Source organism: Neisseria sp. HMSC078H04, from assembly GCF_001838135.1.
Taxonomy (GTDB): domain Bacteria; phylum Pseudomonadota; class Gammaproteobacteria; order Burkholderiales; family Neisseriaceae; genus Neisseria.
Map to the genome: position 1 here is coordinate 168,749 of NZ_KV835849.1, position 19,048 is coordinate 187,796.

23 protein-coding genes and 1 other RNA gene are annotated in these 19,048 nt (G+C 47.7%); 5 read left to right on the plus strand and 19 right to left on the minus strand.

Features of this window, described 5'->3' with window-relative positions:
* Positions 1 to 47 precede the first annotated feature (47 nt).
* From HMPREF2560_RS06500 to HMPREF2560_RS06515, 4 genes are read right to left on the minus strand one after another with little or no spacing between them, the layout of a single operon-like run.
* Positions 48 to 1,115, minus strand: a complete 1,068-nt coding sequence (locus HMPREF2560_RS06500) for an SGNH/GDSL hydrolase family protein (protein ID WP_283116594.1) — start codon at positions 1,113 to 1,115, stop codon at positions 48 to 50.
* A 41-nt stretch (positions 1,116 to 1,156) separates the two neighbouring features.
* Positions 1,157 to 2,185, minus strand: a complete 1,029-nt coding sequence (gene patB / locus HMPREF2560_RS06505) for a peptidoglycan O-acetyltransferase PatB (protein WP_070608199.1) — start codon at positions 2,183 to 2,185, stop codon at positions 1,157 to 1,159.
* Positions 2,186 to 2,195: 10 nt separating this feature from the next.
* The gene (locus HMPREF2560_RS06510; RefSeq protein ID WP_070608200.1) at positions 2,196 to 3,632 is read right to left on the minus strand and encodes an MBOAT family O-acyltransferase; all 1,437 of its coding nucleotides are present in this window, start codon (positions 3,630 to 3,632) and stop codon (positions 2,196 to 2,198) included.
* 46 nt (positions 3,633 to 3,678) lie between these two features.
* The gene (locus HMPREF2560_RS06515; RefSeq protein WP_070608201.1) at positions 3,679 to 4,317 is read right to left on the minus strand and encodes a DedA family protein; all 639 of its coding nucleotides are present in this window, start codon (positions 4,315 to 4,317) and stop codon (positions 3,679 to 3,681) included.
* Positions 4,318 to 4,547: 230 nt separating this feature from the next.
* On the opposite strand from HMPREF2560_RS06515, the gene hda reads away from it, so the two are divergent.
* The 4 genes from hda to HMPREF2560_RS06535 all read left to right on the plus strand — a co-directional run bounded on the left by hda (position 4,548) and on the right by HMPREF2560_RS06535 (position 7,198).
* On the plus strand, positions 4,548 to 5,216 hold the full coding sequence (gene hda, locus HMPREF2560_RS06520; protein WP_003682428.1) for a DnaA regulatory inactivator Hda: 669 nt from the start codon (positions 4,548 to 4,550) through the stop codon (positions 5,214 to 5,216).
* On the plus strand, positions 5,213 to 5,881 hold the full coding sequence (locus HMPREF2560_RS06525) for a histidinol-phosphatase (protein ID WP_070608202.1): 669 nt from the start codon (positions 5,213 to 5,215) through the stop codon (positions 5,879 to 5,881). Before hda ends, HMPREF2560_RS06525 begins: the two co-directional genes overlap by 4 nt.
* Before the next feature lie 59 nt (positions 5,882 to 5,940).
* Entirely contained in the window at positions 5,941 to 6,255 is a 315-nt protein-coding gene (locus HMPREF2560_RS06530) for a TonB family protein (protein ID WP_003747161.1), read from the plus strand.
* Positions 6,256 to 6,412: 157 nt separating this feature from the next.
* Entirely contained in the window at positions 6,413 to 7,198 is a 786-nt protein-coding gene (locus HMPREF2560_RS06535) for an endonuclease/exonuclease/phosphatase family protein (protein ID WP_070584190.1), read from the plus strand.
* Positions 7,199 to 8,379: 1,181 nt separating this feature from the next.
* On the opposite strand, the gene HMPREF2560_RS06540 is transcribed toward HMPREF2560_RS06535, so the two are convergent.
* From HMPREF2560_RS06540 to HMPREF2560_RS06610, 15 genes are all read right to left on the minus strand, one after another.
* Positions 8,380 to 10,116, minus strand: coding sequence for a DUF927 domain-containing protein (locus tag HMPREF2560_RS06540; protein ID WP_070873786.1), 1,737 nt, complete (start codon positions 10,114 to 10,116; stop codon positions 8,380 to 8,382).
* On the minus strand, positions 10,113 to 11,213 hold the full coding sequence (locus tag HMPREF2560_RS06545) for a DUF7146 domain-containing protein (RefSeq protein WP_070873787.1): 1,101 nt from the start codon (positions 11,211 to 11,213) through the stop codon (positions 10,113 to 10,115). Before HMPREF2560_RS06545 ends, HMPREF2560_RS06540 begins: the two co-directional genes overlap by 4 nt.
* A complete protein-coding gene (locus HMPREF2560_RS06550) occupies positions 11,210 to 11,395 on the minus strand; it encodes a polyribonucleotide nucleotidyltransferase (protein WP_070440650.1) in 186 nt (61 codons plus the stop codon). Before HMPREF2560_RS06550 ends, HMPREF2560_RS06545 begins: the two co-directional genes overlap by 4 nt.
* Entirely contained in the window at positions 11,392 to 11,607 is a 216-nt protein-coding gene (locus HMPREF2560_RS06555) for a hypothetical protein (RefSeq protein WP_049331046.1), read from the minus strand. Before HMPREF2560_RS06555 ends, HMPREF2560_RS06550 begins: the two co-directional genes overlap by 4 nt.
* Before the next feature lie 145 nt (positions 11,608 to 11,752).
* Positions 11,753 to 11,977 carry a hypothetical protein gene (locus tag HMPREF2560_RS06560; protein ID WP_070873788.1) on the minus strand — a complete coding sequence of 75 codons (225 nt, stop codon included), beginning with the start codon at positions 11,975 to 11,977 and terminating at the stop codon, positions 11,753 to 11,755.
* Positions 11,937 to 12,263, minus strand: a complete 327-nt coding sequence (locus HMPREF2560_RS06565) for a hypothetical protein (protein WP_070873789.1) — start codon at positions 12,261 to 12,263, stop codon at positions 11,937 to 11,939. Before HMPREF2560_RS06565 ends, HMPREF2560_RS06560 begins: the two co-directional genes overlap by 41 nt.
* 284 nt (positions 12,264 to 12,547) lie before the next feature.
* Positions 12,548 to 12,805 carry a helix-turn-helix domain-containing protein gene (locus HMPREF2560_RS06570; protein ID WP_070873790.1) on the minus strand — a complete coding sequence of 86 codons (258 nt, stop codon included), beginning with the start codon at positions 12,803 to 12,805 and terminating at the stop codon, positions 12,548 to 12,550.
* Positions 12,806 to 12,928: 123 nt separating this feature from the next.
* Positions 12,929 to 13,159, minus strand: a complete 231-nt coding sequence (locus HMPREF2560_RS06575; RefSeq protein WP_049344708.1) for a helix-turn-helix transcriptional regulator — start codon at positions 13,157 to 13,159, stop codon at positions 12,929 to 12,931.
* 127 nt (positions 13,160 to 13,286) lie between these two features.
* Entirely contained in the window at positions 13,287 to 14,003 is a 717-nt protein-coding gene (locus tag HMPREF2560_RS06580) for a hypothetical protein (protein ID WP_070873791.1), read from the minus strand.
* Between the two features lie 35 nt (positions 14,004 to 14,038).
* Entirely contained in the window at positions 14,039 to 14,350 is a 312-nt protein-coding gene (locus HMPREF2560_RS06585) for a helix-turn-helix domain-containing protein (protein ID WP_049228382.1), read from the minus strand.
* Positions 14,347 to 14,715, minus strand: coding sequence for a type II toxin-antitoxin system RelE/ParE family toxin (locus tag HMPREF2560_RS06590; RefSeq protein WP_070873792.1), 369 nt, complete (start codon positions 14,713 to 14,715; stop codon positions 14,347 to 14,349). Before HMPREF2560_RS06590 ends, HMPREF2560_RS06585 begins: the two co-directional genes overlap by 4 nt.
* A gap of 31 nt (positions 14,716 to 14,746) precedes the next feature.
* Complete coding sequence (locus tag HMPREF2560_RS06595) at positions 14,747 to 15,970, minus strand: tyrosine-type recombinase/integrase (protein ID WP_070873793.1); 1,224 nt, start codon at positions 15,968 to 15,970, stop codon at positions 14,747 to 14,749.
* 279 nt (positions 15,971 to 16,249) lie between these two features.
* Positions 16,250 to 16,612: a transfer-messenger RNA gene (gene ssrA, locus HMPREF2560_RS06600) on the minus strand.
* A 113-nt stretch (positions 16,613 to 16,725) separates the two neighbouring features.
* On the minus strand, positions 16,726 to 17,940 hold the full coding sequence (locus HMPREF2560_RS06605; RefSeq protein WP_070608203.1) for a pyridoxal phosphate-dependent aminotransferase: 1,215 nt from the start codon (positions 17,938 to 17,940) through the stop codon (positions 16,726 to 16,728).
* 84 nt (positions 17,941 to 18,024) lie between these two features.
* Entirely contained in the window at positions 18,025 to 18,240 is a 216-nt protein-coding gene (locus HMPREF2560_RS06610; protein ID WP_070608204.1) for a tautomerase family protein, read from the minus strand.
* Between the two features lie 165 nt (positions 18,241 to 18,405).
* Here HMPREF2560_RS06610 and HMPREF2560_RS06615 point away from each other — a divergent pair, with 165 nt between their 5' ends.
* Positions 18,406 to 19,005 carry an MlaC/ttg2D family ABC transporter substrate-binding protein gene (locus tag HMPREF2560_RS06615; protein WP_039862173.1) on the plus strand — a complete coding sequence of 200 codons (600 nt, stop codon included), beginning with the start codon at positions 18,406 to 18,408 and terminating at the stop codon, positions 19,003 to 19,005.
* The last annotated feature ends 43 nt before the right edge of the window (positions 19,006 to 19,048 follow it).

A 19,048-nucleotide genomic window follows, 5' to 3' on the forward strand; every position in this document is an offset into this window, starting at 1 on the left:
CGGCCTTTTGTGTGCTGTTAATGAAAAATACTTAGGCTTTGGCCAATTTATTGGGCAAAGCGGATCAGGCTGTCGGCAAGCTTATCGGCTGCAGTTTCATAACCTTGTGCAGAGAAGTGAACACCGTCTTTAGCTGCCAAGCCTTGAGCCATCCAGCTTTTCATGCTGCATGCCCCACCCATCGCATCCTGCCAAGACCAGAACATGATTTTTTCGTCACGGGCAACACGTTGCTGCATTTGTTGTACTTCGCTGAGTAAGACCGGACGGTTACCGCAGCTGCCGTAGGCAGTTTTCAAAGATTCCGGAGCGCCGAGGATCAGGATACCTGCGTTAGGCAGGGTGTTTTTGATTTGACGGATGTAATTGCGCCATGTCCGCTCGGTAGAGGAAATATCGAGGTTGCCGGAAAAGGCTTCGTTGGTACCGTAGGCAAGGATGATTAAATCGGCTTTGGTTTGTGCCAAATCTTCCCACATACCCGGTCGCCATTTTGACCATTGGGATAACTGCGCGCCGTTGATGCCCATGGCGGAAACGGTTACGCCACGTCCGGGGCGTTCGATATTAATGAAACCGATTTGCCAAGGCATGCTGCTGCTGAGGGTCATCGGCAGGGAAGCATTGGTACGCACCAGTTGCCAACCGTTTTGTGTGGCAGGGATTTCGCGGCCGTTGACGGTCAGTGTTTGTTCGGACCAAACTGGTTTGCCGAAGATAGAGATTTGTTGCATATCCATGCTGCCGTCGGCTGCGCTTAAGGTAACGCTGCCGCCATCGGCGCGTGCTTCAATCCCGCCGAAAGAAAAATCGCTGTGTGATTTGCGGCTGCTGATGGTGTTCCAACCGCTGCCGCTGTAACGGACGGTTGCCATACGTTGGCCCTTGACGGTGTTGGGATAAACCCAACCGATGCCGCCATTGCCCCATTGTTGTTGCAAACGGCGACGCAGGCGGTTGGTGAAATAGTCGCCGGCGGTGTGGGAGTCACCGACTTGGATAATGCGGAATTTGCCGTCTGAAGTGTTGTTTAGCTGTTGCAGTTTATTCAGCCAGGCAGGGCGGTTGGAGCCGTAGTTGCTTAATAGGCCGTCATTGGTTGCGCAGGCGGTCATAGGGAGTGCGAGAAGCGTGAGGAGTAAGGTTTTATTAAATTTCATGGTTGTGTATCGTGTGTAAAATTAATTTTTTCCATAATTTTTCCGGCCAGTAGTTTTTGGCCTTCTGCGGAAAAGTGAATGCCGTCCTTACTGCGGTAACGGATGATTTTTCCATCTACTTTGACAGAGTCGGCATATTCTTCTGCGCCATTGCTCAACAGTTTGTCGGTCGGCAGCCAGATGGCTTGAGGCGACACCGTACCCGACAGGATTTTGTCGAGGTAGCGCATCTGTTCGTTGAGCTTGGCTTTTTTCATGTAAGGAATGCCCAGCCAAATGACTTGGACATCATGTGCGGAGGCTGCATCAAGAATACGGCGGACGCGGTTGAGGTATTCTGCCTCCCATTCGGGGGAAGCGAACTTCAGGTATTTTTTACCCATCGGGAAATCCCAAGGGTCGTTAGGGCCTAAGAATACAACCAAAACGTGGATGTCGGGTTCTTTTTGCAAAGTTTGTTCGATGGTTTTCGGCCAGTCGAAGAAATTGGGGTAGGACAAACCGGTACTTTGTTTGCTGAGGTTGACCGATTGTACGCCATATTCTTGCTTGAGGTGTTTTTGTACGAAAGGTGCAACGCCCTGCATCAGCGAGTCGCCGGCAAAGAAAACTTTGTTGCCTTTTTTCAATACAACCTGCGTTGCCGACTGATCAGCCTGATTGCTTGGTTCGCTGGCTGCGGTATCCGTATTGTTAGCCGCATCAGAAGCGGCAGTCTCTTTTTGATTGTCCGATGTTTCAATGTTTTCCGTATTTTCAGACGGCCCTGTTGTTTCAATGCCAGAGTCTTTTGAAACTAAAGCGTCTTCTGCTTCCAGTGAAGCTTTCAGGCCATCTGAAAATTCGTAGGCTTTTTGTTGCCAATCCGCACCGATACGCCACCAAGCGTATTCGGATAAAGGCTCAAGCGGACTGTTCTCATGATAGGTCTGCTGCCAATAGGCATTGATGGAGTTTTGGGCAAACCACGTCAGCGCAACTGCACTGAGCAGAATCGAAACAAACAGGGAGATAAAGCGTTTCATGTTCTACTCCTTAGAAGTTGGCGTAAATAAAGCCGGGAATGCCGGACGGGGCGAAGACGATAATCAGGGCGAGGATAAGCGTGATGGGGATAAACCACAGCCATGCAGGCAGTTTGTCCAAGCCTTTTACCGATGCTTCAAATAGGCGAAGCAAATACGGGTACAGTAAAAGCATCAGTGAAAATGCACCCAGCAACATAAGGTCGGTCGGCAGAGGCGCGTTCCAACCTTTGTCATTGGCAAATAATGCGCTGAACAGCATTTCCGTATCGGCAAGCGTTGCGCTGTTGAACACGACAAAAGCGAAACAAACGAAATGGAAGGTAAACAGCCAGGCAAGCGGTTTGCCAATTTTCTGACGGCCTAAGGCATTGCGGCCGACGATTTTGTCGCCGCAGTTAAGGAATACCAAAGCCGCACCGTGCAGCGCGCCCCAAATCAAAAAGCTCCAGCCATAGCCATGCCAAATGCCGGAAAGCAACATGGCAATCATCAGATTGAGCTGGGTGCGTCCGAAGCCTTTCTTGCTGCCACCCAAAGGGATATAGATATAGTCGCGAATCCAAGTGGACAGGCTGATGTGCCATCTATCCCAGAAGTCGCGGATGTTGATGGCGCGAAGCGGCGCGGCAAAGTTTTTCGGCAGCTGGAAGCCGAGCAGCATGGCCAAGCCGATGACCAAATCCGAGTAGCCGGAAAAGTCGAAAAAGAGTTGGAAGGTGTAGCCATAAATCGCAGACAACACGCCCCAGCCGTCGAACTGGGCCGGATTTTCAAAAACAGGCGATACCCAGCCTTCTGCCAATACGCCGGCAAGCCACCATTTTTTGGCAATGCCCAATACAATCAGGCTGACCGCCAAAGCCGGATAAATCAGCTGGCGTGCCTGTTTGGTGCGGATTTGCACCAATGCCCCCGCTTGTTCGCCGTCTATGCTTTTAAAAGCGGCCGCACGGATAATCGGGCCGGATGTGATGGTGGGGAAGAAGCTCAGATGAAGCAGGAGCTCGTGCCATTCAAAACGGTCTCCTTTAGGCTCGCGGTAGCAATACACCAAGTAAGCCAGCGATTGGAAGGTGTAATAAGACAAACCCAAAGGCAAAAGGATGTCGATGATAGTGCTTTGCCCCGTATATTGCTGAATAATCGGGCGGAAAAAGTCGAAATATTTGAAGAAACACAAAACAGTCAATGCCGCCGAAATACCGCAACCCAGCCAAAATTTGCGGATATTCTCGTTTTCAGAAAACATCAGCACGCTGACCAGGTAAACCACAGACGAGTAAACCAAAATCAGCGCGGAAAAGATAGGGTCGATACGGTAAAGCCAGCCCAGTCCGGCAACCAAAAGTAAAACGTTTTGAACTTGCGGCAAACGTACAAATGCCCAGTACAAGGGCAAAAATAAGATAAAGAATACCGCAAACTCAATAGATAGCAACGGCATGACAATTCCTTGATGTGTTTAAACTTTCAAACTTTTCGATTGATTGTTATTTTTTGGCGTTAAGTTTGGCACGGATGACTTCGACTACCGCAGGTAAAATCGAAATCACGATGATTGCCGCCATAACTAAGCCCAGATTGTTTTTGACGACGGGGATATTGGCGAAGAAATAGCCTGCATAGGAAAACGACAATACCCACAACACCGCGCCGATAATGTTGTAACGGATAAACGTTGCGTAGTGCATATCGCCCATGCCTGCGACAAATGGCGCAAACGTCCGCACAATCGGCACAAAGCGCGCAATGATGATGGTTTTGCCGCCGTGTTTTTCATAGAACGCATGGGTTTTTTCCAAATACGAACGGCGGAAAATTTTGGAATCCGGGTTGGCAAACAGTTTTTGTCCAAAATACTTGCCGATCATAAAATTGGCCGCATCGCCTAAAATGGCGGCTACTAAGAGCAGCAATACCATGACATGGATGTTCATGCCGCCGATGGCCGCAATACCGCCAGCAGCAAACAGCAGCGAGTCGCCGGGTAAAAATGGCGTTACGACCAAACCGGTTTCGCAGAAAATCACAACAAACAAAATCGCGTAAATCCATGGGCCGTATTGGGCGGAGAGGTGGACAAGGTGTTGGTCGATATGGAGGATGAAATCAATAAGGGTAGAAATCACTAGGGTTCCCCAAATAAAAAGGCCGTCTGAAAAAGAACAGACAAATGTTTCGGCGAGAAGTTCGACATTGTAAAACCAAAGCGGAATAAAACCAATGCCGTGAGCGCGTCAAGATATGTTTAGAAGTGCAGATATGTTGCAGGTATAGGCTTCAGACGGCCTTTATCCTTGATGGTGAACCGCAAAACAACGTAAAATAAAACCGATTTCAACCTAACCGGTGCGCCTTTGTGAATCAGCTCATCTTCGATTTTGCCAGCCATGATTATCCCGGCTTCGACAAATTTCTGGGAACAGAAAATGCCGAGCTGGTGTATGTGTTGCAGCACAAACATGGGCAGTTTATCTATGTGTGGGGCGAAGAGGGCGCAGGCAAAAGCCATCTCTTGCAGGCATGGGTCGCACAGGCGCTCGATGCCGGACGAAATGCCCTCTATATTGATGCCGCCGCCACGCCGCTGACAGAAGCCGCGTTGGATGCAGAATATCTTGCCATTGACCAAATCGAAAAGCTTAATAATGAAGAACAGGCTTTACTGTTTGCCATCTTCAACCGCTTCCGCAACAGCGGCAAAGGCTTTTTGCTTTTGAGTTCCGAATATACGCCGCAACAGCTCGTTATCCGCGAAGACCTGCGCACACGCATGGCGTATTGCTTGGTTTACGAAGTCAAACCGCTGACCGACCGGGAAAAAATCGATGCGCTCGTCAGCATGGCGGCTGCCCGTCAGGTAACCATCGATCCGGAAATCTTCGAATACCTGCTGAACCATTGGCGGCGCGATATGGACAGCCTGATGCAAATGCTCGATACCCTCGACAACTACGCCGTTATGATGGGCAAGCGTATTACTTTGCCGCTTTTGCGCCAGCTTCTAAAACAACAGGAAACCCAATGAAAAACCTTGCCATTTTCGACCTCGACAATACCTTGATCAATACCGATTCGGATCACTCCTGGCCGCAATACCTGATTAAAAAAGGCATAGTCGATGCGGCTGAAACCGAGGCGCAAAATGAAAAGTTCTACCAAGACTATCAAAACGGTTGTCTTGATATCGATGCCTTCCTCAAATTCCATCTCGCGCCTTTAGCCCGTTTCAGCAAGGAAGAATTGGCTGAGTTTCATCGCGAGTTTATGGCTGAATATATTGTTCCGTATATTTCCCCGATGCAGCGTATGCTGGTGCAAAGCCATCAAATGGCGGGCGACGAAATGTTGGTTATTTCTTCGACCAACGAATTCATCATTACCCCAATCTGCCATCTTTTCGGTATTCACAACATTATCGGTACACAGCTTGAAACCGGCGCAGACGGCCGATATACCGGCAACTATGTCGGTACGCCCAGCCTGAAAGAAGGTAAAATTACCCGATTGAACCAATGGCTTGCCGAGCGCGGCGAGACATTTGAAAGCTACGGCAAGGTTTATTTTTACAGCGACTCCAAAAACGATTTGCCGCTGCTGCGTATCGTGGACGAACCTGTCGCCGTCAATCCGGATACCGAGCTGGAAAAAGAAGCCAAAGCAAAAGGTTGGCCGATTTTGAATTTCAAATAACGACGAATCAGGCCGTCTGAAATATTTAACCTAACCATAACCCTAATAAGGACTAAAACATGAAAACGACTAAACTCCTCGCCTCAGCCCTGTTGTTTGCCGCTGTATTCGGTACTGCACAAGCAGCCGATACCGAAACTCTGGAAGCCATGAAAGCGCAAAACGGCAGCGTTAAAACCGTTTTGATGGATGTCTTCACAACTCCTGCCGGCAATGTTGACCGTGTGAATATCATTCAATCCAGCGGCAATCCTGAAATGGACGAACGCGCAGTGAAAAGCGTTTCCAAATATCCTTATCCGAAACGTAAAACTGCATCTAAATACCAACATACCGTTACTTTTGAGACCAATGTTGAAGTAATCAACAACTGATTCGGACGCAAGGCCGTCTGAAAAACAAAAGGCGTTTTGATTGGGAAATTCCCTGTCAAAACGCCATTTTATTCTTTAAACAAGTATAACCAAAATTGCCGTAAAACCACACGCTCCGGTGCTATACTAAAACAAATAAACCGCTTCATCACACATCATGTCTCCCCGTCCAGTTACCATTACTTCCTACAATATGCACAAAGGCATGTCTGCGCTCAACCGCAAGGTGCAGGTCAACCGTATGGCTGACGCGCTGGGTGCATTGGGTTCGGATGTTTTGTTTTTACAAGAAGTTCAAGGACAACATCTCAACAGAAGCCGCCGTACCGACTTTCCCGATGCGCCGCATTACGACATCATCGGCGACAGCCTCGATTATCATCGCAGCTACGGCAAAAATGCCGTCTATCCCAAACGACACCACGGCAACGCCATTCTCAGCCGCCTGCCGCTGAAAACGGAAAACAACCTCAACATCAGTGTTAACAAACTCGAACAACGCGGTCTGTTGCATTGCGAAGTCGTGCCCGAAGGTTGGGAAGATCCGCTGGTGTGTTTGTGCGTCCATCTCAACCTGCGCGAGCCGGATCGTCTCAAACAATACCGAGCCATCAGCGACTACGTTGGTCGATATATTCGTCCGGAAAGCCCGTTGATTATCGCCGGAGATTTTAATGACTGGCGGCAGAAATCAGCGCGTGAGCTGGGCAGGGCATTAGATTTGAACGAAGTATTTGTCGATAATACAGGCAAACGCCCCAAAACCTTCCCTTCGCGCCTGCCCATCCTCAGCCTCGACCGCATTTACACGCGCAATCTTGATGTCATCGATTCTGAAATTCACAACAGTAAAGACTGGCAACATTTGTCAGATCATCTGCCATTGAGTGTAACGGTTAGGCCGCATCGTAAAATGAATATGAAATCCGATAGAAAAATGTAAGGCTGAAATTTTTTTTAAAGCAAAGCACTATTGGCAATGTATCGAAAGAAAAAGTTTTTTCACTCAGATATTTGAGACAAAAACAGGCCGTCTGAAAAGTTTCAGACGGCCTGTTTAAGTTTATAAAAAAGCACAAACCTTTTTAAATCAAAAGTTTGCGCTTCAAATCTGGTGGAGGCGGGGTCAATCGTACTTTGAGATTAACTTATTGATTTAAATATAATCATATTCTTGTTTGCGGTAAAAGTTACCCCAAAAGTTACCCCAAAACTTTAAGGTAGGGGCATTTTTTTGCACTATTTACCCCTTGTCAGATTGTCAGTTTAAGCTGTTTGGGTGGTAGGGGCAAAAATATTTTGTGGCATTTCTGCCAAACTGTGAAATATGGTCTGATTGTAACACCAGCAATCACGCGCCGTCTTGTGGGCTGGTGCTTGCTTTATTTTCCAGCCGTCCGATATTGCCTTTCGGGCGGCTTTTGTCTGTATCAGTTCTGCCGTTCATTTACCCGCAAAAGAAAGCGTATATATACAAAAAAACGCAAAAATCGTTTGTTACCTTGTTACCAATGGCTGAAACCCTTGTCATTCGTGGCTTTCGTGGTAACAAAATACATATCTTAACCTTGTTACCATTTGTTACCGCCCCTGTTTTTTTAATGTAACCATATGAATATAAAAGGGTAACAAGTGGTAACAAATCGGTAACAAGTAAATTTATGTTCATTTGTTACCGTTTTTTCTGTGTTTTTATATTTATATTCATATAGTTATAAGTGTTAAATTTTGTGGTAACAAAGGTAACAAGTGATTTTTCCTCGCGCATATGGTTTTATCTTTTCGCGTGTCTTAGTCTTCTTTCCTTTTTTATGGGCTCGCAAAATTCAAGGGCTACATTATTACGCGCGCGCGCGTATTGGTGTCGAAATTATTTATCTCTCATCTGTCTTTGTTGGTCATAGCGGAAATAGGGCGTAATTGCGCTGTAAGCGCGTTTTGCTTTTGTGTAGGGGGTAGGTATAGGGTAGGGTGTGAATGGCTCTAATTTTTGAGATTTAGGGGCTTCCTGTCGATTTTATGCTTTCTTGGTAGGTCTTCCTGAATGTTTGGACGTAAAAAAGCCCGCCTGTGTTGATCCTTGCGGGCTTGGTTAGGATTTTGGAATTAACCCCATGTAAATGATTAGTCGTCCAGTTCTATATTTGTAGCTAAAACATGAAACCAGCCGTTACCTTTCCGCTGGTGTTGGTAGCCTCTGTTTTTGTGGTTATATTTCAATAATCCATTATCTGCTAATACGTGGCAAACTTTCGCTTCATCGAAACTCTGGGCGATTTCATCGGCAAAGACACGGCGGATTACCCATAATTCCAATTTTTCCCCCTCCTGTTTCCTATATCCTGCATGGTCTTTATTGGTGCTTTTATCGCTCCATTCCATAAACCGCGTGCCTAAAGCGTGCTGGGCGATAAAATCCTCTGCCTGCTCAATGATTCGGCGGTCTTCGTGTTTTCCTGCTCCGTTGGCTTCCAGCCATTCATCAAAGCATTTTTTCACGCCTGCCATGCCTACACCTACGGGCAAGCCGGTAACAGGGGCGGCAAGTTCCAAAGCAGCGGCGGCGATAGCAAAGCGTTTTGCTACTCTTCGCGCCTGTCCTGATAATTCGGGAATGGTTGCCATAAATGCGGCCATGCGCTCCGTTGCGTGCTGTTTGGCTTGTTCTAGGTCGTCTAAAAGCTGTCGGATAAATAGTCTTCCTGCCGTTCCGTGATATTTTTCTGTTGATTGTGCGATATGCTCACTCAACAATGCGCCATCTTCAAATCCGTGCAATGTGTCATAAATGCCGTATTGCGCGGCGGCTCTGATACTAGGCAGGCGGGCGGCTTGTCCTGCGTTCCAATCGCCCTTATGGTGTTTCAAGATGGAATCAGGGGTCTTTTCGCCGGTGGAAAACATCATCACTTTCCAGCGGCTTAAAGCGCGGTTTCCGCCTTGTTTTGCGCCTTGCACTTTGTTGATACCATTCATAACGCTATAAACAGTATCGCCGATAACGTGCGGGCTTGCCTGTCCTATTTCGTCCAACACCAGCAAGCCATCATTACGGGCGGCGGCTGTGTTGGAAAAGCCTATTTTCGTACCGCTCCAAGACAACAGGCTTCCTGATGGTTTGCCCCATACGCTCAAGGCTACTTTTGCGGCTGTGGTTTTGCCGTCTGAAGAATCGCCCATCAAGTGGAAGCCCCCCGATTCTTCGTTTAACAGGGAAAGCAACGGGGCGGCAAATGAAGCTCCCAAAGCAAGGCACAAACGGCTATTTCCTACTGCATATCGGGCTATGTTTTGTTGCCAGTCGGTAAGCTCTCCGTTTGGCTGATATGCCTTTGCTTGGCTGGTGTCGCCGTTGTAGATAATGGCGGGGTCTTTGTCGGTCGCTGTGATGGTTTCCCCGCTGGGCATAATGTAGCTGTCTTCGTGCCAGCCTGCGCGGTCGGTAATGGTAAAGGCTGTCTGGCTTCCCTCTTTCTGCAAATAGTCTGCCAGTTTTCGCCTTTTTGTTGGGTTGCTCTCAATGAATAAGCCGTAAAACCCCAAACGCTCCCAGCATTTCCCACCGGCAATTTCTGCTTGTGGCAGGGCGGCGGTCTTATGCCGGCGTGTGATTTTGTCTTTAAACTTGATAATCCGATAATACGCGCCGTCATTGTCTTGCCCCGTGCCAATGATGTCGATAGGGTCGGAAAGCAATAGTGGCTCTGCTTCGATAAAATCTCCGTCTTTGTCGGTTCTAACGTTTATCCACCATACGCCCCGATTATTGGTGTCAAAGCGTGGGTGTGGGCGGAATGACTCGATATTCTCAAGGTTGTAGTCTTTGGTGCTTTCCTGCTTCGCTGTTTCGGTATTTTTCATGCTGTCTGTCCTCCGAAATGATTGTCTGATTGCTTTTTCTCGTTCAGTTCGTCCAGTGCGTCATAGCCGGGCGTTTTGCTTTGCCATATGCTCGCCTTGATTCCCTGCTTAATGGCTCGCATTGCCAAGTCATAAGCGGCTCTGTAACCAACAGGGCGCGGTATGTCGTTATCGGCAATAATTGCAATTTCCTTGATACCGTCTGGAAAGTGAAAATTAGTCATGCCGCTTGTGCTTAGGGCAGCGTATAAGCCCCAATCGTAAGCCTTGTACAATTCACGGGCGGCTAGGGCGGTTTCTATGCCCTCTGCAATGACAAGGCGGCCATTTTCAGGAATCGGGAACAAGTGGACGGCTTGCCCCGATATGCTGCCTTGCTTACGGTTTCGCATTTTCTTGGCCGGTAATGTTTCGCCTGTTACAGGGTCTTTGATTGCCAGTTTCTGATAGCGCGGGGCGTGTAGTCCGTCCTCTCCGCATGGCTTGTCATAGCTAGGCTGTAAATAGGTTAGGTGTAAGCCTTGTAGCTCTTCGTCCATGTCGCGGATAGCGCAAACCATACAGGGGAAACTACCAAGTAAAAGCGGCTTATCCGCGCCCGTTGTCCAATAGTCTTTTTCAGCTAGGAAACGGACGTTTTCGGGTAAATGCGCCATGTCCAAACCGCGTGATTTCAAATACTGGATAACAGGGGAATCAGGGCGGATAGGTTCTGTGCTTCTCCACAATGCGGCCAGTTTCTCGATTTGGTCTTTTTCGGGGCATGGTTGCGCTTGTGGGCGTTTGGGCGGTGTCGGCAAAGGGTCTGCATTATCCATGCCCAAAACGCCTGCAACCTGCTTTAAGGCCGTCTGAAAATCACATCCGAAAAAGTGCATTACCAAGCCGAAACCATCGCCCGCGCCGTTGTTGTAATGGTTGCAAATGAATGTGCCGTTTCCGTCCTTATCGTCATATCTGAAACGGTCTTTCCCTCCACACGCGGGGCAGGGCTGGTGTTTGTTTTTCAGGTATCGCTGGTCTATGCCTAATGCCGCGTGGATTTCCGGCCAGCGGTATTGCGCGGCGGCTTTAATGTCTTGGTATGTTGGTTTCATTTTCCTACCTCCTCGAATCTGTCCATAGCTTCGCGGGCTATGACTGATACAGTATGAATCGCCTCTTTTTGGCTTGCTCCGTCATTCACAATCAGCAAGATAGTGCTTACAACGTCCACCGCTGCGATTGCCTTTTCTTTGCTGTTTAGTTGGTTTGCCAGCTTATCCATGATGGTTTTCATTGCTCTGCCTCCTCTGATACTGGTTCTAAAACTATTCCAGCGGTCGGGTCGGTTTCCCATATTGCGGGCGTTTCCGGCTCTAGTTGCTCCGTGTCAGCGTGGGCGGGCTGGTTACAGGCTCGGACTACCAAAGCCAAAAGCAACACCCAAAACACCAGCAAGGCGCGGTTAAGATACCGGCGGAAACGGTCGGATTTATTTGTCTGTTTCATGGTTTTATCCTTTGCTCTGCCTCCAGTGTTTCAAAACATGAATCTAATAAAATCAATTAGTTATGAAAACACTAGGGCGAAGTTTGCCCTATGCCGTCTGAAATAGGCGGCATAAAGGCGGGTAAATTTCAGGGAATAAGAGGGCTTAATCTGCTTTGGTTACGCTGTAAGTAGCCCATTCTTTCAGGCCGTCTGAAAGCCCAAGCAGGGCGGAAACCTGATTTACAGATTCCGTAAAGCTGTAAACAAACACCAACGTCAGCAGGTCAAAACCGCTGCCGCCTTTGGGGGTGCATTGGTTGCAGATGTAGCCGCCGCCGTCTGAATCGTCAGGGCGCGGGGACGGGGTCAGTTTGAATGTATCCCGCAAGCTCGGATGACAAATCGAAAGATTCCAAGTTTTCCGCATGGGGGACTAGGGTTTGAATGACTGTGGCAAGGCGTGCCGTGCTTCCGCTCGCACTTATGGGGGCGTTGCGGACGGAATGGGCGGCCATGTTGTCGCAAATGGTGTCGATGATTGCGCCCGTATTGGCGATAAATTCGCCGCCGTAGTACAGCGCGTCCATAATGCGGTTTGCCAGCTCTAAGGGGATGGTTACCGTTTGGGCTTGATTTTGAATGGTTTGGATTTGGGTAGAAGTGCAAGATTGCATTTGAAATGCTCCTAGTTAAATTGAGATTTGAGAAATGCCCGAAATAAGGGGGCGGTGCTCTCTCCTGTAACTAGTCAGGCGTGGACGTTGCCGTTACCACACACCGCCATAAACTTTGATATACCGTCCAAAGCCTGTAAATAGGCTTCAAACGCCATAAGAGAAAATGGCGATAAAAAATCAGCGTTACCCTGCTGATTTGGGCTAGTTAATTTAAGAGAGAAACTAAATTCTGCTTCTCAAAGCTCAATCTGTCAAATGGTTTTTTACGGGGTTAGACGGCGTTATGACTTACTCTTTCCCGACACCAGCAAAGAAAACCGCCCGCATTTCACGGTCTCTCCGAATTGGTTTTGCACTTCTTCCATCACGGTTATGATTTCATGCCCCGCCCTGCGAAGCTCCATAATGCGTGTGTTATAGCTAAGTATGCCCATCTGTGCCAGCTCCCATGAAGTAACGCTCCCTTTTCTCAATCGGGCTAAAATGCGCTCTCTTTGGCTTGGCGTTTTGGGCTTGTGGTTGATATAATCAGTTTTCATCAGATTTTTTCTCCGTGCCGTCTGAATGTCCGTTCAGGCGGTTTTATTTATCAAAAATCAGGTCTTGAGTTACAATCGCGCGCGCGGGCGCGTACTGTTACGAAAACTCCTGTTCTCCTTTCATTAGCTTGCCTGTTCTGTAAGCCATTTCTTCACTTCTCCTGCTACATAAAAGCGGCTGCGCGTGCCTGTGATTTGGCGTGATTGCGGGAATTGTCCTGCTGCCTCCAGTCGTCTGATTTGGCTGCTACTCAAGCGAGTGATTCCGCGCCGTCCTTTCGCTTGGCTGGTCTCAAGTTCTGCAATAGTTAATTGCGCGGTATCAGGTAAGCTGTCGATATTGATAATGTGCATTTATTGCCTCCGTTTGGTTAATCACGCCTGCGGGTTGCTGGCGTTCCGATAGGCATAAATATAGCCGCCTCAATGGGCGGCTTGTTCTAATTAGATTTTTTTTAGGATCGCTCAATTCTAATTAGATTCAGTTTGAAAGGCGTTCTATACCTTGCAGAATGTATTTGCCGATAGTGTCCTTGCTGGGGGGATTGCCCAGTTTGTCAGACTGCCTTTGCCATTCTTGGCGTATGGTTTCGGCGGCCTCGTATGGCTTGCTGCAATCTGTTTTTGTGTACATACAGGCAAGGGCGGCTATGATGCTGGCTTGCATGTTTTCGGCTCTTTTCTGTTGCGGCGTGTTTGCGTATGGCTGGTCGGCCTGTTCCGCATCTTCCTCGGTATCTTCATCATTGGCGGGCTGTTCGCCTTTGGCTTGGCTCTCTTGTTCAAATTCTTGCCAGCCATGAAAATCTTTTAGCCCACACTCATACTGTAAAAAAGCTGTTACCGTTTCTTTCTCTAAAAAGTATTGTGCATAATGATTTTCGTCTATATCAAACAGGTCAATATAATCGCTATTTAAGTAGCCGTGATAAGCCACATAGGTCAAAAAATTAAATAACGGTTTATGGCATCTGGCACGCACATATCCACCTGACAATGTTTGTGTAAAACACACCTCATCTACACCACCAAATGGAATATCGTTAATTTGGGTCTCTTCATATTTTCTCAAAAGGAATTTAGCCGTATCTTGAAGGCTTGGTTCGTCGCTATCCATTTTCTGAACTGCTAGTAGAATATCCTCCATTGAAACATATTTGTCATGCCATTTATTGATTTCAGAAGCAATAAAGCCCATATAACGCCTTATATCAAAATTAGTTTTCAGACAACCTAAACTATCGCCTCAATTCCCTTGTTTTTGACGATGGTAAGCAGCTTCAAAGCTGCGCCGCTCGGCTTTTTAATACCCCGCTCCCATTCGGAAACTTGGTTTTTACCGATGTTTAGATACATGGCAAAAGCGGCTTGAGATAATGCTTCACGCTCTCTGATTGCCTTGATGTCTTCGCCGCTCAATGGTTTGATTTCGGTCAGGCATGATTTGTCAAAATCGCGCATTGTTTTTTTGTCAATGACGCCGATGTCGTGCAATCCCTGCATGGTTTCATGTATTGCTGCGAAAATCTCGCTTTTGTATTTCATGGCTGTATCTCCGTGAAAGTGCCGTTTGATTTGGCTTGTTCTAGGTCGGTTTCCGTCATTGCCAAGATGATGGCGGCGGCTTTCTTTAATTCTGCAAGTTCTTTGTCCGTGATGTTTTCGCGGTCGTTCTTGGCAAAGGCGGTCATGAAAAACGCCCGTTCTCCATGCCTGAAAAATATCAGGCTACGATAACCGCCGCTTCTGCCTTGTCCTTGCCTTGCTATGCGCTGCTTAATAACACCGCCGCCTAAATCTGCGTCTATCAGTCCGTCATCTGCCCGCTCTACTGCTTCTATTAGCTCGGAATCGCTGATTTTGTGTTTCTTGGCAAATTTCGTTATCCACTGGTTTCTAAATATCCGCATGGTTTTCTTTCGTAATGCTTAAGATGATAGTTTATTCTGCCGTTTCCTGCAATATGCCTGAATGTGCTTTCAATTCATCAAGATAATCAGCCCATTTTTGAACCATATCGGCGCGCTGTTCTAAATATTCTGCATGGTTATAGGCTGCCCTTGTCGTGTTGGGGTCTTTGTGGGCTAGTTGTCGCTCTACCCAATCGGCGTTATAGCCCATCTCATTCAATATCGTGCTGGCTGTATGCCTAAAGCCGTGCTGTGTGGTTTCTTCCAAGAATCCCAGACGGTCTAATGCTTTCCGTATCGCCCCCTCGCTCAAGGGCTGTTTTTTGCTGGTGTTACAAAATACATATTCATAATGCCCCGTTACAGGTTTCAAGCCGTCCAGTATTGCTAAGGCTTGGCGGCTCAAGGGGACAATATGGTCTATCTTGTTCTTCATGTTTACGCCGTCTTTATAGTATTGCTGCTCCTCCCAATCAATTTCACACCAGCGCAATAAACGCAATTCGGAAGGGCGGGCAAATACATAAGGGGAAAGCTGTAATAGGGCGCGTGTTTGCGGAAAGCCAGTGTAACCGTCAAAAGCCCGTAACATCTCGCCTATCCTTTGCGGGTCTTTAATGAAGCGGTAATGTTTCTGCTCCACCTTTGCCAGTTCTCCCCGCAATTCGGCGGCGGGATTGAATAGGCTTAAGCGAAGTTTCACGGCATATTTGAAAACTTGATTTACTACGTCATAGATTTTTTGTGCCGTGTCATATTTCCCCGCTGATTCCAGCCTCTGCAACAGTCCTAAAACCTCAAGCGGCATGATTTCGTCTATTTTGCGTGTTGCAAGGTCAGGGAAAATATGAAGCTCAAGGCTGCGGATAACTCTTTGTGCATGGTCGGGCTTCCATTTATTCGGCTTTGCTACTTGGTCGCTGTGCCATTTGCGCGCAATAGCCTCAAATGTGTTTTTTAGCTGCTCTGCCTGCCTCTGTGCTTTGTCTTGCTGGTGTAGCTTAGGGTCTATCCCTTTTGCTATCAGCCCGCGTAATTCTTCTCGTTTTTCTCTTGCTTCTTTTAAGCTGATTTCAGGATAGACACCCAGTCGCATTTCATCGCGTTTGTTGTCGCTTGGTCGGTAGTAACGAAAACGCCAGTATTTGCCGTTTCCCCTTGCTTGTAGATATAAGCCGCCGCCATCTGATAACTGCTGGGGGGCTTCCAGTTTTTTGCATTGGCTGTCTGTAAGAGGTAGCGTCTGTTTAGGCATTTTTAATCCAGTTTGGGGTAACTTTTAAAAACTTATTAAGCCATTGTTAATAATTGGTTTTATGGACTTTTGGGGTAACCTGTTTAAAAAAATAGGGCTAATTTGCCCACTTTTCGGGCTTGTTTTTTTGGGTAACTCATGAAAAGTTACCCTAAAAGTTACCCTATAAATTGCGAAAACTCAAGCATACGCCAGCATATTCAAGGTAATAAAAAAGCCTTGAAACCGTTATGGCTCAAGGCTTTATGCGTATTACAGGATACTGCTGAAAATTCGGTATGGTGGAGGCGGGGGGAATCGAACCCCCGTCCGAAAGTCCTCTACAGAGCGTTCTACATACTTAGTTGTGTCTATTTAGAATCTCGTCCCCATCATGCCGACCAACAAGCCTTCAGGGAACCAGTTACCTTAAATCTCGTTTCCTGCCAAGTAACCCGACAGAAAACCAGTCAATGTAGAATGACGTTGCGGTAGCTTGCGCTACACAGCCCATTGACCAACTGCTGCAACGGCAGGCCTTAAGCGGCCAGTGCGTAAGTTTCGTCGTTTGCGACTATTTAAATTCAGTGTTTAACGGGAAATCTGAGACCCCGGTATGCCCGCATCTGCTTTGCAACCCCCGTCGAAACCAAGATCGCCCCCAGATAGGAATGGTTGATTATACGCATGTCAGCAGGCTTTGCCAAGTTGCTGTTTGAATTAAAAAGGCCGTCTGAACAGCGGTTTGCTTTTTCAGACGGCCTCTTTGTTTAGGTTTATTGATGGTAGTTTTGCAAGAAGCGTTTGAGTTTGTCCATGGCTTCTTCGATTTGATGAACGGGCGGCAGGGTAACGATACGGAAGTGGTCGGGGCGTATCCAGTTGAAGCCTGTGCCTTGGACGAACAAGACTTTTTCACGTACGAGTAAGTCATAGATGAATTTCATGTCGTCGTGGATGCTGTACATTTCGGTATCGATTTTGGGGAACATATACAATGCGCCCATGGGTTTGACGCAGGATATGCCCGGAATCTGGTTGACCAGTTCCCATGCTTTGTTGCGTTGCTCGAGCAGGCGGCCGCCGGGGAGGAGGAATTCGTTGATGCTTTGGTATCCGCCCAAGGCCGTCTGAATGGCGTGTTGCATGGGTGTGGTGGCACAAAGGCGCATAGACGAGAGCATGTCCAAGCCTTCGATATAGCCTTTTGCATGATGTTTCGGGCCGTTGAGTATCATCCAGCCTTGGCGGAAACCGGCTACGCGGTAGGCTTTGGAGAGGCCGTTAAACGTAATGGTCAGCAAGTCGGGAGCAAGGGCGGCGATATGGTGGTGTACAGCGTCGTCGTAGAGGATTTTGTCGTAAATTTCGTCGGCAAAAATAATCAGGCCGTGTTTGCGCGCTAATTCGGCGATTTCGAGCAGGATTTCTTTGCTGTACACCGCGCCTGTCGGGTTGTTGGGGTTGATGACGACGATGGCTTTTGTTTTCGGCGTAATTTTGGCTTCCATATCGGCAAGATTTGGGAACCAGTCATTTTCTTCGTCGCACAAATAATGACGCACATTGCCGCCGGCCAGTGTTGCAGCAGCGGTCCACAGTGGATAGTCAGGCGCAGGAATCAGGATTTCATCGCCGTCGTTGAGCAATGCCTGCATGGACATGGTAATCAGCTCGGACACGCCGTTGCCGATGTAAACGTCGTTGACGGTAACGTCGAGCAGACCTTTGGTTTGATAGTAATGAACGATGGCTTTGCGTGCGGAGTAAAGGCCTTTGGAGTCGCAATAGCCTTGAGAAGTGGGCAGGTTGCGGATAACGTCAACCAAGATTTCATCAGGCGCTTCAAAGCCGAACGGGGCAGGGTTGCCGATATTGAGCTTGAGGATTTTGTTGCCTTCTTCTTCCAGTTGCAGGGCTTTTTTATGAACCGGGCCGCGGATGTCGTAGCAAACGTGGTCCAGCTTGGACGATTTGGGGAATTTCTCCATGATGTGTGTTCCGTAAAATTGTTAACAATGGGATAAATGTACTCTTTTTGTGGGTAAATTAAAAGGGCTTTAGACGGCCAAAGCTTACTTATTGTGCGCTTCGGAACGGCGAACCGTCACGCTTTTGCCGCCTATGCCCCAGTTGTCCATATCGATTTCGTCGATGACGACGACGGTCGTCTCGGGATTTTTGTTGAGAACGCGTGAGAGTAATTCGGTTACTCCGCGGATTAATTCGGCTTTTTGCTCCGCACTCGGGGCTTCGCTGCCGCCGGTTACTTTGATGTTGACATAAGGCATGGCTTTTTCCTTTTAAAATAGCGTTCATATGTTATCTTATTTTTATCAGGCCGTCTGAAATTTGATTGCAGGATTTTTCATTGCTCATGACTGCTTTTACAAAGAATTAAGTTTTTTGGAATAGATTGTTTTTACAATGCGGTTTTATTTTGTATGGATATCGTTATGAACCGTTTTCTTCAGACTTTGATTGTGGCTGCTCCGATGGTGATTGCTGCGCCTTATGTGGCGGCGGAAACGCATCCGGCGCAAAAGCAGATGCAGCAGAACATTGATGCTGTGTTGAAAATTGCACGCAATACTTCTTTGACAGAGGCGCAACGTGTGAAACAGGTTGAGCAGTATGCCAACCGTTATCTGGATTATGAACGTATTTCGGCTTTGGCGGTCGGTGCGCCATGGCGTGAATTTTCTGCCAAGCAGAAAACCGATTTTATCCGTGCATTCAAAGATATGGTGATTGCGATGTACTCGCACTCTGCACTGATTGGTGCGGCGGATGCGAATGTGCGCCTGTTGCCGAAGATGACGGCAAACGGCAATAAGTTTGACGTTTTCTCGGAAATTCAAACCAAAAAAGGCACCAAGTATGAAGTAGCCTATCAGCTTTACCAAAGCGGCGGTGCGTATAAGATTTACAACATCCGCGTGGACGGCACCAGCTTGGTAACGGTATACCGCAATCAATTTGGCGAGCTGATTAAGAGCAAAGGCATTGACGGTACGATTGCGACTGTTGCAGCCAAGGGCTTGAAGAAACAATAAGGTAGATTGATAAAAAGGCCGTCTGAATATTCAGACGGCCTTT

Bases quoted from the DNA above. Each gene is read 5' to 3' on its own strand.
- HMPREF2560_RS06510 (WP_070608200.1), bottom strand. From the start codon at position 3,632: ATGCCGTTGCTATCTATTGAGTTTGCGGTATTCTTTATCTTATTTTTG.
- HMPREF2560_RS06610 (WP_070608204.1), bottom strand. From the start codon at position 18,240: ATGCCTTATGTCAACATCAAAGTAACCGGCGGCAGCGAAGCCCCGAGT.
- HMPREF2560_RS06545 (WP_070873787.1), bottom strand. From the start codon at position 11,213: ATGAAACCAACATACCAAGACATTAAAGCCGCCGCGCAATACCGCTGG.
- patB (WP_070608199.1), bottom strand. From the start codon at position 2,185: ATGAAACGCTTTATCTCCCTGTTTGTTTCGATTCTGCTCAGTGCAGTT.
- HMPREF2560_RS06590 (WP_070873792.1), bottom strand. From the start codon at position 14,715: ATGCGGATATTTAGAAACCAGTGGATAACGAAATTTGCCAAGAAACAC.
- HMPREF2560_RS06550 (WP_070440650.1), bottom strand. From the start codon at position 11,395: ATGAAAACCATCATGGATAAGCTGGCAAACCAACTAAACAGCAAAGAA.
- HMPREF2560_RS06585 (WP_049228382.1), bottom strand. From the start codon at position 14,350: ATGAAATACAAAAGCGAGATTTTCGCAGCAATACATGAAACCATGCAG.
- HMPREF2560_RS06530 (WP_003747161.1), top strand. From the start codon at position 5,941: ATGAAAACGACTAAACTCCTCGCCTCAGCCCTGTTGTTTGCCGCTGTA.
- HMPREF2560_RS06565 (WP_070873789.1), bottom strand. From the start codon at position 12,263: ATGCAATCTTGCACTTCTACCCAAATCCAAACCATTCAAAATCAAGCC.
- HMPREF2560_RS06540 (WP_070873786.1), bottom strand. From the start codon at position 10,116: ATGAAAAATACCGAAACAGCGAAGCAGGAAAGCACCAAAGACTACAAC.
- HMPREF2560_RS06615 (WP_039862173.1), top strand. From the start codon at position 18,406: ATGAACCGTTTTCTTCAGACTTTGATTGTGGCTGCTCCGATGGTGATT.
- HMPREF2560_RS06535 (WP_070584190.1), top strand. From the start codon at position 6,413: ATGTCTCCCCGTCCAGTTACCATTACTTCCTACAATATGCACAAAGGC.
- HMPREF2560_RS06500 (WP_283116594.1), bottom strand. From the start codon at position 1,115: ATGACCGCCTGCGCAACCAATGACGGCCTATTAAGCAACTACGGCTCC.
- HMPREF2560_RS06570 (WP_070873790.1), bottom strand. From the start codon at position 12,805: ATGAAAACTGATTATATCAACCACAAGCCCAAAACGCCAAGCCAAAGA.
- HMPREF2560_RS06575 (WP_049344708.1), bottom strand. From the start codon at position 13,159: ATGCACATTATCAATATCGACAGCTTACCTGATACCGCGCAATTAACT.
- HMPREF2560_RS06555 (WP_049331046.1), bottom strand. From the start codon at position 11,607: ATGAAACAGACAAATAAATCCGACCGTTTCCGCCGGTATCTTAACCGC.
- HMPREF2560_RS06580 (WP_070873791.1), bottom strand. From the start codon at position 14,003: ATGGGCTTTATTGCTTCTGAAATCAATAAATGGCATGACAAATATGTT.
- HMPREF2560_RS06525 (WP_070608202.1), top strand. From the start codon at position 5,213: ATGAAAAACCTTGCCATTTTCGACCTCGACAATACCTTGATCAATACC.
- HMPREF2560_RS06605 (WP_070608203.1), bottom strand. From the start codon at position 17,940: ATGGAGAAATTCCCCAAATCGTCCAAGCTGGACCACGTTTGCTACGAC.
- HMPREF2560_RS06595 (WP_070873793.1), bottom strand. From the start codon at position 15,970: ATGCCTAAACAGACGCTACCTCTTACAGACAGCCAATGCAAAAAACTG.